Source organism: Enterobacter sp. AG326, assembly GCF_004362415.1.
Classification (GTDB): Bacteria; Pseudomonadota; Gammaproteobacteria; order Enterobacterales; family Enterobacteriaceae; genus Enterobacter; species Enterobacter asburiae.
The window spans coordinates 149,415-162,197 of sequence record NZ_SNXG01000002.1 but is presented as its reverse complement, the minus strand read 5'-3'; the positions used below and the strand labels follow the sequence as shown (position 1 = coordinate 162,197).

The following is a 12,783-nucleotide window of genomic DNA, read 5'->3' as shown; positions in this document are numbered from 1 at the left end:
AAGGACATCGCGTGGCGGTAAACGTTGAACTAACAAGAGAACCCTTAACAAACGCCATGAGCGACGACAATTCACACAGTAGCGACACGACAACCAGTAAAAAGGGATTTTTCTCCCTCATTCTGAACCAGCTTTTCCACGGCGAACCCAAAAACCGTGATGAACTGCTGGAGCTGATTCGTGATTCCGGGCAGAACGACCTTATCGACGAAGATACGCGCGAAATGCTCGAAGGGGTTATGGACATCGCCGACCAGCGCGTTCGCGATATCATGATCCCCCGCTCGCAGATGATCACCCTGAAACGTAACCAGACCCTGGACGAGTGCCTCGATGTGATCATCGAATCCGCCCACTCGCGTTTCCCGGTCATCAGCGAAGACAAAGATCACATCGAAGGGATTTTGATGGCCAAAGATCTGCTGCCGTTTATGCGCAGCGATGCCGAAGCCTTCAGCATGGAAAAAGTGTTACGCCAGGCCGTGGTTGTGCCGGAGAGTAAACGTGTGGATCGGATGCTGAAAGAGTTTCGCTCTCAGCGTTACCACATGGCGATTGTTATTGATGAATTTGGTGGCGTTTCCGGTCTGGTCACGATCGAGGATATCCTTGAGCTGATCGTGGGCGAAATCGAAGACGAGTACGACGAAGAAGAAGATATCGACTTCCGTCAGCTTAGCCGCCACACTTGGACCGTGCGTGCGCTGGCCTCGATTGAGGACTTCAACGACGCCTTCGGTACCCACTTCAGCGATGAAGAGGTCGATACCATTGGCGGGCTGGTGATGCAGGCCTTTGGTCACCTCCCGGCGCGCGGTGAGACCGTTGACATCGACGGTTACCAGTTCAAAGTGGCAATGGCCGACAGCCGACGTATTATACAGGTTCACGTCAGAACGCCGGACGACTCACCGGTGCCAAAACTGGAAGATTAATGTAAATGGCATTTGCCCCACTGCTTGAACGCCAGCGCGTCCGTTTGCTGCTGGCGCTGTTACTTGGAGCCAGCGGTACGCTGGCTTTCTCTCCTTACGATATCTGGCCCGCGGCCATTCTCTCCCTGATGGGGCTTCAGGGCCTGACCCTGAATCGTCGTCCGGTACAGGCTGCTGCCATCGGTTACTTCTGGGGGCTGGGGCTCTTTGGCTCAGGCATCAACTGGGTTTATGTCAGCATCGCCCAGTTTGGCGGTATGCCAGGCCCGGTAAACGTCTTCCTGGTGGTATTGCTCGCCGCGTATCTCTCGCTCTATACCGGTCTGTTCGCCGGCATCCTTTCTCGCCTGTGGCCAAAAACCACGTGGCTGCGCGTCGCTATTGCCGCACCGGTGGTCTGGCAAATAACCGAGTTCCTGCGAGGCTGGGTGCTGACGGGATTCCCGTGGCTGCAGTTTGGCTACAGCCAGATTGATGGCCCGCTGAAAGGGCTGGCACCGGTAATGGGCGTTGAGGCCATCAACTTCCTGCTGATGGTGGTGAGCGGCCTGCTGGTATTAGCGCTGGTCACACGCTGCTGGAAGCCGCTGGCTGTAGCGCTGGTGCTGTTTGCCCTGCCCTTCCCGCTGCGCTATATCCAGTGGTTCACGCCTGAGCCAGAGCGCGCCATGCAGGTTTCCATGGTGCAGGGGAATATCCCGCAGTCTATGAAATGGGATGAGAAAGAGCTGCTGAATACGCTGAAGATTTACGCCAACGCCACCGAAGAGGTGATGGGTAAATCCCAGCTGATTATCTGGCCGGAATCTGCAATCCCCGATCTGGAAATTAACCAGCAGCCGTTCCTCAACATGATGAACGACCTGCTGCTGGCGCGCGGCAGCACGCTGATCACCGGGATTGTCGATGCGCGTCTGAATCAGCAGAACCGCTACGACACCTACAACAGCATCATTACGCTCGGGAAAGATAGCGAGTACAGCTATCACTCCACTGACCGGTACAACAAGAATCATCTGGTGCCGTTTGGTGAATTTGTCCCGCTGGAGTCGATTCTGCGCCCGCTGGCCCCGTTCTTTGACCTGCCGATGTCCTCTTTCAGCCGCGGCCCGTACGTACAGCCTCAGCTGCACGCGCACGGCCTGGCCCTGACGGCGGCCATCTGCTACGAAATCATTCTCGGCGAGCAGGTACGCGATAACTTCCGCCCGGATACTGACTACCTGCTGACCATCTCCAACGATGCGTGGTTTGGTAAGTCAATCGGCCCGTGGCAGCACTTCCAGATGGCACGTATGCGCTCCCTGGAGCTGGCGCGCCCGCTGCTGCGCAGTACCAACAACGGCATCACCGCCGTGATTGGTCCGCAGGGTGAAATTCAGGCGATGATCCCGCAGTTTACCCGTGAGGTACTGACCACTAAAGTCACGCCAACCACGGGGCTGACGCCATACGCGCGTACCGGCAACTGGCCGCTGTGGATTTTGACCGTGCTGTTCGGCTTTGGCGCGGTGCTGATGAGCCTGCGTCAGCGTCGGAAATAACCTTCCCTTCTGTTGCCGGGTGGCGCTGACGCTTACCCGGCCTGGTTTCCCATGCTGTAGGTCGGGTAAGGCGTTGCCGCCACCCGACAATTTTCTCCAGACTCCCATTCTGGCACGGCTATTGCTTTGTTTATTCAGGTAAACGCAGTTTGGCTTAACGTGCAACTTTGTCGCACCAGCGTAGATCATCGGTAGCACCGAAACGGTGCAACGGGAGATATTTGCCTCTGATTGGTGCGGCGCGCTTCGCAAAAATAAACAATAACGCAGCAAAATCTTTACATTAAGCCAGACTAAATGTTAACAAGCTTGCATAACACTGCACTCGCACTGCGCGAGATATAACAACATCACAATGGGTATCAAAGCGTCTCTGGCGCTGATAAAAAAGGAGTTGGGTATGCAATTACGTAAACTGGCCACAGCAATGCTGGTTATGGGAATGTCTGCAGGCGTGGTTCACGCTGAAGATGCGCCTGCAGCAGGCAGCACTCTCGACAAGATTGCCAAAAACGGCGTGATCGTGGTCGGCCACCGTGAATCTTCAGTCCCGTTCTCTTACTACGACAACACGCAAAAAGTCGTGGGCTATTCACAGGATTACTCCAACGCCATCGTTGAAGCTGTGAAGAAAAAGCTGAACAAACCTGACCTGCAGGTGAAGCTGATCCCAATCACTTCACAGAACCGTATTCCACTGCTGCAAAACGGCACCTTTGACTTCGAGTGTGGCTCCACCACCAATAACCTCGAGCGTCAGAAACAGGCTGCCTTCTCTGACACTATCTTTGTCGTGGGCACCCGTCTGCTGACGAAGAAAGGCGGTGAGATCAAAGACTTCGCTGACCTGAAAGGCAAAGCGGTTGTTGTGACCTCCGGTACCACGTCAGAAGTGCTGCTGCACAAGCTGAACGACGAGAAGAAAATGGATATGCGCATCATCAGCGCGAAAGACCATGGCGACTCCTTCCGTACCCTGGAAAGCGGTCGTGCCGTCGCGTTTATGATGGATGACGCCCTGCTGGCGGGCGAACGTGCGAAAGCGAAAAAACCAGACAACTGGGATATCGTCGGTACCGCGCAGTCCAAAGAAGCCTACGGCTGTATGCTGCGTAAAGACGATCCGCAGTTCAAAAAGCTGATCGATGACACCATCGCTCAGGTGCAGACCTCCGGCGAAGCCGAAAAATGGTTCGACAAGTGGTTCAAGAACCCGATTCCACCAAAAAACCTGAACATGAATTTTGAACTGTCTGACGACATGAAAGCGCTGTTCAAATCTCCAAATGACAAGGCTCTTAACTAATTAGAACAACAGGGGCGGGATCTCCTGCCCTCTCGATTGTCGGGAAGCATGGACAGACTATACGTTGAGTGGTCGTTCCCCACTCAGCGCGAAAAATGAGCTTCTCACCAATCTTCGAGGGTAGCGCTGCTACCCTTTTTTTTCTGGAGTTTATTATGTCAATAGACTGGAACTGGGGCATATTCCTGCAACAAGCCCCGTTCGGCAACACCACCTATCTTGGCTGGCTGTGGAGCGGCTTTCAGGTCACCGTGGCATTATCGATAACGGCGTGGATCATCGCGTTTCTTGTCGGTTCTTTGTTCGGTATTCTGCGCACCGTCCCTAACCGTTTTCTTTCAACGCTTGGCACCCTGTATGTGGAACTGTTCCGTAACGTTCCGCTGATCGTGCAATTCTTTACCTGGTATCTGGTCATCCCTGAACTGCTGCCCGAAAATATTGGCATGTGGTTCAAGTCGGAACTGGATCCGAACGTGCAGTTCTTTGTCTCCTCCATGATGTGTCTGGGGCTGTTTACCGCTGCGCGCGTTTGCGAGCAGGTGCGTGCCGCCATTCAGTCATTGCCGCGTGGACAAAAAAACGCGGGCCTGGCAATGGGCCTGACGCTGCCCCAAACCTACCGCTACGTGCTGCTGCCTAACGCCTACCGCGTTATCGTTCCACCAATGACCTCTGAGATGATGAACCTGGTGAAAAACTCGGCCATCGCCTCAACCATCGGCCTGGTCGATATGGCCGCGCAGGCGGGCAAGCTGCTGGATTACTCCGCTCACGCGTGGGAATCCTTCACCGCGATCACGCTCGCGTATGTTCTGATTAACGCTTTCATCATGCTGGTGATGAACCTGGTTGAACGCAAAATCCGCCTGCCGGGTAATCTGGGGGGCAAATAATGTACGAATTTGACTGGAGTTCTATCGTTCCATCCATGCCTTACCTGCTTGATGGCCTGGTGATTACCTTAAAAATCACCGTTATCGCCATCATCATTGGTATCGTCTGGGGTACCCTGCTGGCCGTCATGCGCCTGTCGAGCTTTAAGCCGTTCGCCTGGTTTGCGACCGCCTACGTTAACGTGTTCCGCTCCATCCCGCTGGTGATGGTGCTGCTGTGGTTTTACCTGATTGTGCCCGGCTTCCTGCAGAACGTGCTGGGGCTGTCGCCGAAAACCGATATCCGTCTGATCTCCGCCATGGTGGCGTTCTCAATGTTCGAGGCCGCTTACTACTCGGAGATTATCCGAGCGGGCATTCAGAGTATTTCCCGCGGGCAATCCAGCGCTGCGCTGGCGCTGGGGATGACGCACTGGCAGTCCATGCAGCTCATTATTCTGCCGCAGGCGTTTCGCGCCATGGTTCCGCTCCTGCTGACCCAGGGCATCGTGCTGTTCCAGGATACCTCCCTGGTCTACGTTCTGAGTCTGGCAGACTTCTTCCGTACCGCGTCAACCATCGGTGAACGTGATGGTACGCAGGTCGAGATGGTGCTCTTCGCGGGTGCGGTCTATTTTGTGATTAGTTTAAGCGCGTCGCTGTTGGTCAGCTGGCTGAAGAAAAGGACGGTATAATGATTTCCCTGAAAAATGTTTCTAAATGGTATGGGCACTTTCAGGTGCTGACCGACTGCTCCACCGAAGTGAAAAAAGGTGACGTGGTGGTGGTGTGCGGGCCGTCCGGCTCCGGTAAATCGACGCTGATCAAAACCGTCAACGGACTGGAGCCGGTGCAGCAGGGTGAGATTGTCGTCAACGGCACCAGGGTCAACGACAAGAAAACCAACCTCGCTCAGCTTCGCTCTCATGTTGGCATGGTGTTCCAGCACTTTGAGCTGTTCCCTCACCTCTCCATTATTGAGAACCTGACGCTGGCGCAGGTAAAAGTGCTTAAGCGTGATAAAAAAGCGTCGCGCGAGAAAGGTCTGAAACTCCTGGAACGCGTTGGGCTTTCGGCGCATGCCGATAAGTTCCCGGCACAGCTTTCTGGCGGCCAACAGCAGCGTGTGGCGATCGCCCGCGCGCTGTGTATGGATCCGGTGGCAATGCTGTTTGATGAGCCAACGTCGGCGCTCGATCCAGAGATGATCAACGAAGTACTGGACGTGATGGTCGAGTTGGCGCACGAAGGGATGACCATGATGGTGGTGACCCACGAAATGGGCTTCGCCCGTAAAGTGGCCAACCGCGTGATCTTTATGGACGAAGGGAAAATTGTCGAAGACTCACCGAAAGAAGAGTTCTTCGCTAACCCGAAATCCGACCGCGCCAAAGACTTCCTTGCGAAAATCCTGCACTAATCTTCCCGGTGCGCAATCTGCGGATTGCGCACTGCTTCACGCTTTCACTCACTTCCTCTCGTCGGCGTCACATTGCAGCGTTAACCTTGTCACAAAATAACGCTACGTATGGAGAACGCTATGGCACAGCCTATTATTCTCGATTGCGATCCGGGTCATGATGACGCGATCGCGCTCGTCCTTGCACTTGCCTCCCCTGAACTCGACGTGAAAGCCGTCACCTCATCCGCCGGAAACCAGACGCCAGACAAAACCCTGCGCAACGTGCTGCGCATGCTCACGCTGCTCAAACGCACCGATATTCCTGTCGCCGGCGGGGCCGTGAAGCCGCTGATGCGCGAGCTGATTATTGCCGACAGCGTTCATGGTGAAAGCGGGCTGGACGGTCCGGCACTGCCGGAGCCGGGTTTCACGTCGCAAAACTGTACCGCCGTGGAGCTGATGGCGAAGGTGCTGCGCGAAAGCGCGGAACCGGTAACGCTTGTGGCAACCGGACCGCAAACCAACGTTGCGCTGCTGCTGAACAGCCATCCTGAGCTGCATAATAAAATTGCCCGTATTGTGATTATGGGCGGGGCCATGGGGCTGGGGAACTGGACGCCTGCGGCGGAGTTCAACATCTTTGTCGACCCGGAAGCGGCGGAAATCGTCTTCCAGTCCGGCTTGCCTATTGTGATGGCCGGACTGGACGTTACCCACCGCGCGCAGATTATGGCGGACGATATTGAGCGTTTCCGCTCGGTGGGCAACCCGGTTGCGACAACCGTGGCCGAGCTGCTCGACTTCTTTATGGAGTATCACAAAGCCGAGAAGTGGGGCTTCCACGGCGCGCCGCTGCACGACCCGTGCACCATTGCCTGGCTATTGAAGCCTGAAATGTTTACCACGGTGGACAGATGGGTTGGCGTTGAGACGCAGGGAAAATACACCCAGGGAATGACGGTGGTGGATTATTACTCGCTGACGGGGAATAAAGCGAATACCACGGTGATGGTGGACATCGATCGCGAGGCGTTTGTGGATTTGCTGGCAGAGAGACTTGCTTACTATAGTGCGGCCTGATGCCCTCACCCCAACCCTCTCCCACGGGGAGAGGGGGGAAACAGTTTTGCTTTTCTAGGGCTCAAACGGCCGACGCTGGAACTGATCGTGGCCGCATTTCGGGCACATCGGTAGAACATCCGGCGTATACACCGCAATATGATGGTGGCAATTCTCGCACACCAGATTTCCCAAGCCGACCACCTCACCACTGTGATAAACACCGTGATGGTTCAAATCCTGAAAGACCTCGCGCCACTCCAGCTGCGTTTTATCCGTGATGTCGGCCAGCTCTTGCCACAGGCTCTCTTTAATTACCCGCATAAAAACGCTGTCCGTGACCTCCTCCTGACTCTCCTGGTAGCTGCGAGCGAACTCTTCCAGATCGCGACGCACGGCGCGCGTCACCTCTTCCACCTCGGTTCGCGTTAACTCACCCGTTTGCGTCACGCGGGCACGCGCCTGCTCCACCAGCGCGTCGATATCTCGCTCGCCGTTACGCAGCCGTTCCGTCAGTGTCGCCACCAGTTCGCGGTAAAATTGAGCAACCTTGTTCATCATTTTGCCTCCCGGGTAAGTAACTATTTCTAATAATAGACCTTATTTCATCGCCGCTTTGTCAGGTGAAGCACAGACCCGGTAAATTCCTGCAAAGCGCATTTGTGCGAAAGGCTGTTTTGACGCGGGCGTTTGGGCTATGCTATGCGGATCTGAATTACCACATCCATTGGCTACATTTGTAGCTGTATTGAAAACAGGACCACTGGCTGCCATGCAAGAGCAATACCGCCCGGAAGAGATAGAATCAAAAGTCCAGCAACACTGGGACGAGAAGCGCACCTTTGAAGTAACCGAAGACGAGAGCAAAGAGAAGTATTACTGCCTGTCGATGCTTCCCTATCCTTCTGGTCGACTACACATGGGCCATGTGCGTAACTACACCATCGGCGATGTGATTGCACGCTACCAGCGCATGCTGGGCAAAAACGTTCTGCAGCCTATCGGCTGGGATGCGTTCGGTCTACCTGCGGAAGGCGCGGCGGTCAAAAACAACACCGCACCGGCGCCGTGGACGTACGACAACATCGCGTACATGAAAAACCAGCTCAAAATGCTGGGCTTTGGCTATGACTGGAGCCGCGAGCTGGCAACCTGTACCCCGGAATACTATCGCTGGGAGCAGAAGTTCTTCACCGAGCTGTACAAAAAAGGCCTGGTATATAAGAAGACCTCTGCCGTTAACTGGTGTCCGAACGACCAGACCGTTCTCGCGAACGAACAGGTTATCGACGGCTGCTGCTGGCGCTGTGACACCAAAGTTGAGCGTAAAGAGATCCCACAGTGGTTTATCAAAATCACCGCTTACGCTGATGAGCTGCTGAACGATCTGGATAACCTGGATCACTGGCCAGATACCGTTAAGACCATGCAGCGCAACTGGATCGGCCGTTCTGAAGGCGTGGAGATTACCTTCAACGTTGAGAACTACGACCAGACCCTGACTGTCTACACAACCCGTCCGGACACCTTCATGGGCGCGACCTACCTGGCCGTAGCCGCAGGTCACCCGCTGGCGCAGAAAGCAGCGGAAAACAATCCGGAGCTGGCCACCTTCATCGACGAGTGCCGCAACACCAAAGTGGCCGAAGCCGACATGGCGACGATGGAGAAAAAAGGGGTTGATACCGGCTTTAAAGCCATTCACCCACTGACTGGCGAAGCGATCCCTGTCTGGGCCGCCAACTTCGTTCTGATGGAATACGGCACAGGCGCCGTGATGGCTGTTCCGGGTCACGACCAGCGCGACTACGAATTTGCCACCAAATATGGCCTGACCATCAAGCCTGTTATCCTGGCGGCTGACGGTTCAGAACCAGACCTGTCTGAACACGCGCTGACTGAAAAAGGCACCCTGTTCAACTCCGGTGAATTTAGCGGTCTCAGCTTCGAAGAGGGCTTCAACGCCATCGCCGATAAGCTGGCCTCTCTGGGCGTGGGCGAGCGTAAAGTTAACTTCCGTCTGCGCGACTGGGGCGTGTCCCGTCAGCGTTACTGGGGTGCGCCAATCCCGATGGTGACGCTGGAAGATGGCACCGTGATGCCAACCCCGGAAGATCAGCTGCCGGTGATCCTGCCGGAAGACGTGGTCATGGACGGTATCACCAGCCCGATCAAAGCCGATCCGGAGTGGGCAAAAACCACCGTTAACGGTCAGCCTGCGCTGCGTGAAACCGACACCTTTGACACCTTTATGGAATCATCCTGGTACTACGCGCGCTACACCTGCCCGCAGTATCAGGACGGTATGCTCGATTCCGATGCGGCAAACTACTGGCTGCCGGTAGATATCTACATCGGTGGCATCGAACACGCCATCATGCACCTGCTCTACTTCCGCTTCTTCCACAAACTGATGCGCGATGCAGGCATGGTGAACTCTGACGAACCAGCAAAACAGCTGCTGTGTCAGGGCATGGTACTGGCAGATGCGTTCTATTACGTTGGTGCCAACGGCGAGCGTAACTGGGTTTCACCGGTTGATGCGATCGTCGAGCGTGACGAGAAGGGCCGTATCGTTAAGGCGAAAGACGCCGAAGGTCATGAACTGGTCTACACCGGCATGAGCAAGATGTCCAAGTCGAAAAACAACGGTATTGATCCGCAGGTGATGGTTGAGCGTTACGGTGCGGATACCGTGCGTCTGTTCATGATGTTTGCCTCTCCGGCGGACATGACCCTGGAATGGCAGGAGTCCGGCGTGGAAGGGGCGAACCGCTTCCTGAAACGCGTCTGGAAACTGGTTTACGAACACACTGCACTGGGCGATGCCCCGGCGCTTAACGCCGCCGCACTGACTGAAGATCAGCAGGCGCTGCGTCGTGATGTTCATAAAACGATTGCGAAAGTGACCGATGATATTGGTCGTCGTCAGACCTTCAATACCGCAATTGCGGCTATTATGGAACTGATGAACAAGCTGGCGAAGGCTCCGCAGGACGGCGAGCAGGATCGTGCCTTAATGCGTGAAGCGCTGCTTGCTGTTGTTCGCATGCTGAACCCGTTCACTCCGCACGTCAGCTTCACCCTGTGGCAGGAGCTGAAAGGCGAAGGCGATATCGACAACGCGCCGTGGCCAGTGGCAGACGAATCAGCGATGGTGGAAAACACGACGCTGGTTGTGGTTCAGGTAAACGGCAAAGTCCGCGGTAAAATTACCGTGGCGGTCGATGCAACCGAAGAACAGGTTCGCGAGCGCGCGGGCCAGGAACCTCTGGTCGCAAAATATCTTGAGGGCGTTACCGTACGTAAAGTGATCTACGTACCGGGTAAACTGCTCAATCTGGTCGTTGGCTAAGCGCGGGAGGAAACGTGCGACAACTGGCAACAATACTCTTATCACTGGCGGTGCTTGTCACCGCCGGCTGTGGCTGGCACCTGCGCAATACCACGGCGGTGCCTGCTGAGATGAAAACGATGATTTTCGACTCATCAGATCCGAATGGTCCACTCAGCCGGGCAATTCGTAATCAGCTGCGTCTGAACGGCGTTGAGCTTGTTGAGAAACAAACGCTGCGCCAGGACATTCCCTCTCTGCGTGTCCTGGGGATGACTCTCGGCAAAGATACGGCATCTATCTTCCAGGATGGTCGTACCGCTGAATACCAGATGGTTATGACGGTCAACGCAGCCGTTCTGATCCCAGGCAAAGACATCTACCCAATCAGCGCTAAAGTGTACCGTTCGTTCTTCGATAACCCGCAGACGGCGCTGGCAAAAGATGCCGAACAGCAGATTATCATCAACGAAATGTACGACAAGGTGGCAGAACAGCTGATCCGCAAACTGCCAGCTATTGCAGCGTCTACCAGACAAGGCTCTGACATTGTTGAAAAACCGGTTGCCGGCACGCTTCCTGCTGCTAACTCTCTGGGTAAATGATGATCAGGCTGTATCCTGAACAACTCCGCGCGCAGCTCAAAGAAGGGCTGCGCGCGGCGTATCTGCTTCTTGGAAACGATCCGTTATTACTTCAGGAAAGCCTGGATGCCGTGCGGTATGAGGCCGCCTCTCAGGGCTTCGATGAACACCACACCGTCCAGCTGGATAACAACACCGACTGGAATGCCCTCTTCTCACTCTGTCAGGCGATGAGCCTTTTTGCGTCACGCCAGACTATTCAGATCCTGCTGCCTGAGAACGGCCCTAACGCGGCCATCAATGAACAGCTGGCGACGCTGGTCAGCCTGCTTCACAGCGATCTGCTGCTGATTGTGCGCGGCAACAAGCTCACCAAAGCGCAGGAAAATGCGGCGTGGTTCACCCAACTCGCAGCCCACGCGGTGCAGGTCACCTGTCAGACGCCTGAACAGGCGCATCTGCCCAAATGGGTGGCAGCGAGAGCGAAGCAGAACAACCTTCAGCTGGATGATGCTGCGAATCAGCTGCTCTGCTACTGCTATGAAGGTAACCTGCTGGCCCTGGCGCAGGCGCTGGACAGACTCTCCCTGCTCTGGCCGGATGGCAAGCTGACCTTGCCGCGCGTCGAGCAGGCCGTTAACGACGCGGCGCACTTCACGCCGTTCCACTGGGTGGACGCGCTGCTGTCGGCGAAGAGCAAACGCGCCCTGCATATTCTGCAACAGCTGCGTCTCGAAGGGAGCGAACCGGTTATTCTGCTGCGTACGCTGCAGCGCGAATTGCTGCTGCTGATTACGCTCAAGCGTCAGTCTGCCCATACGCCGCTGCGTTCGCTCTTTGATAAACACCGCGTGTGGCAAAATCGCCGCGCTTTGATCACCGAGGCCGTCAACCGCCTGAGTCATGAACAGCTTCGTCAGGCTGTGCAGCTTCTGATGCGCGCTGAGCTCACGTTAAAACAAGATTACGGCCATTCGGTCTGGGCGGAGCTGGAAAGCCTTTCTCTGCTGCTCTGCCACAAGGCGCTGGCAGACGTTTTTATTGATGGATAGTATGCATTCTTTACAGGCCTTATATGGCGGCACCTTCGACCCGGTACATTACGGGCATCTGAAGCCGGTTGAAATTCTGGCGAATCTGATCGGACTTCAGCGCGTCACCATCATGCCCAACAATGTCCCGCCCCATCGTCCACAGCCCGAGGCGACCAGCGAGCAGCGAAAAGAGATGCTTGCACTTGCCATCGCAGATAAACCGCTATTCCGCCTTGACGAGCGTGAGCTGCGTCGCGACACGCCCTCCTGGACGTCTCAGACGCTTCAGGAGTGGCGCGCCGAACAAGGACCAGACCAACCGCTGGCTTTTATCATCGGCCAGGATTCCCTGCTGAATTTCCCTACGTGGCATCAGTATGAAACCATTCTGGAGAACAGCCACCTGCTCGTCTGCCGCCGTCCTGGCTATCCGCTGACCATGCGCGAAGAGCAGTACCAGCAGTGGCTGGAAGACCATCTCACCGATAATGTTGAAGATCTTCACAACCAGCCTGCCGGGAAGATCTATCTGGCGGAAACGCCGTGGTTCGATATCTCTGCAACCCTCATTCGCGAGCGTTTACAGCAGGGTTTAGCGTGTGACGATCTGCTGCCAACCCCGGTGCTGGCCTATATCCATGCGCACGGTTTGTACCAGAAAAGCGCAGATGAATAGCTGGAGAGCATAAAAAGCGGCTTATTGTTTATCC

The 12,783-nt window shown here is 55.5% G+C and carries 12 protein-coding genes; 11 read left to right on the top strand and 1 reads right to left on the bottom strand.

The annotated features are described in order from the left end of the window. The first annotated feature begins 56 nt into the window (after positions 1–56). From corC to rihA, 7 genes are all read left to right on the top strand, one after another. Positions 57–935, top strand: coding sequence for a CNNM family magnesium/cobalt transport protein CorC (corC, locus tag DFO52_RS07730; RefSeq protein WP_021242574.1), 879 nt, complete (start codon positions 57–59; stop codon positions 933–935). A 5-nt stretch (positions 936–940) separates the two neighbouring features. Beyond that, positions 941–2,479, top strand: a complete 1,539-nt coding sequence (gene lnt, locus DFO52_RS07725) for an apolipoprotein N-acyltransferase (RefSeq protein WP_133550005.1) — start codon at positions 941–943, stop codon at positions 2,477–2,479. Between the two features lie 400 nt (positions 2,480–2,879). Continuing rightward, positions 2,880–3,785 carry an amino acid ABC transporter substrate-binding protein gene (locus DFO52_RS07720; protein WP_008501049.1) on the top strand — a complete coding sequence of 302 codons (906 nt, stop codon included), beginning with the start codon at positions 2,880–2,882 and terminating at the stop codon, positions 3,783–3,785. 155 nt (positions 3,786–3,940) lie between these two features. After that, entirely contained in the window at positions 3,941–4,681 is a 741-nt protein-coding gene (locus DFO52_RS07715) for an amino acid ABC transporter permease (RefSeq protein ID WP_023310756.1), read from the top strand. Beyond that, complete coding sequence (gene gltK / locus DFO52_RS07710; protein ID WP_023334900.1) at positions 4,681–5,355, top strand: glutamate/aspartate ABC transporter permease GltK; 675 nt, start codon at positions 4,681–4,683, stop codon at positions 5,353–5,355. Before DFO52_RS07715 ends, gltK begins: the two co-directional genes overlap by 1 nt. After that, positions 5,355–6,080, top strand: a complete 726-nt coding sequence (locus DFO52_RS07705) for an amino acid ABC transporter ATP-binding protein (RefSeq protein WP_059346345.1) — start codon at positions 5,355–5,357, stop codon at positions 6,078–6,080. Before gltK ends, DFO52_RS07705 begins: the two co-directional genes overlap by 1 nt. 120 nt (positions 6,081–6,200) lie before the next feature. Next, entirely contained in the window at positions 6,201–7,142 is a 942-nt protein-coding gene (gene rihA / locus DFO52_RS07700) for a pyrimidine-specific ribonucleoside hydrolase RihA (RefSeq protein ID WP_133550003.1), read from the top strand. Positions 7,143–7,196: 54 nt separating this feature from the next. Here rihA and DFO52_RS07695 read toward each other — a convergent pair whose 3' ends face one another. Continuing rightward, positions 7,197–7,679, bottom strand: coding sequence for a zinc ribbon-containing protein (locus tag DFO52_RS07695; protein ID WP_029740138.1), 483 nt, complete (start codon positions 7,677–7,679; stop codon positions 7,197–7,199). 214 nt (positions 7,680–7,893) lie between these two features. Between DFO52_RS07695 and leuS the strand changes: the two genes are divergently transcribed. From leuS to nadD, 4 genes are read left to right on the top strand one after another with little or no spacing between them, the layout of a single operon-like run. Continuing rightward, positions 7,894–10,476: a leucine--tRNA ligase gene (leuS, locus tag DFO52_RS07690; RefSeq protein ID WP_029740137.1), complete on the top strand. Its 2,583-nt coding sequence runs from the start codon at positions 7,894–7,896 to the stop codon at positions 10,474–10,476. 14 nt (positions 10,477–10,490) lie between these two features. Beyond that, positions 10,491–11,060: an LPS assembly lipoprotein LptE gene (gene lptE / locus DFO52_RS07685; protein ID WP_029740136.1), complete on the top strand. Its 570-nt coding sequence runs from the start codon at positions 10,491–10,493 to the stop codon at positions 11,058–11,060. Next, on the top strand, positions 11,060–12,091 hold the full coding sequence (gene holA, locus DFO52_RS07680) for a DNA polymerase III subunit delta (protein ID WP_133550399.1): 1,032 nt from the start codon (positions 11,060–11,062) through the stop codon (positions 12,089–12,091). Before lptE ends, holA begins: the two co-directional genes overlap by 1 nt. Continuing rightward, positions 12,084–12,749, top strand: a complete 666-nt coding sequence (nadD, locus tag DFO52_RS07675; protein WP_029740134.1) for a nicotinate-nucleotide adenylyltransferase — start codon at positions 12,084–12,086, stop codon at positions 12,747–12,749. Before holA ends, nadD begins: the two co-directional genes overlap by 8 nt. Positions 12,750–12,783: the final 34 nt, after the last annotated feature.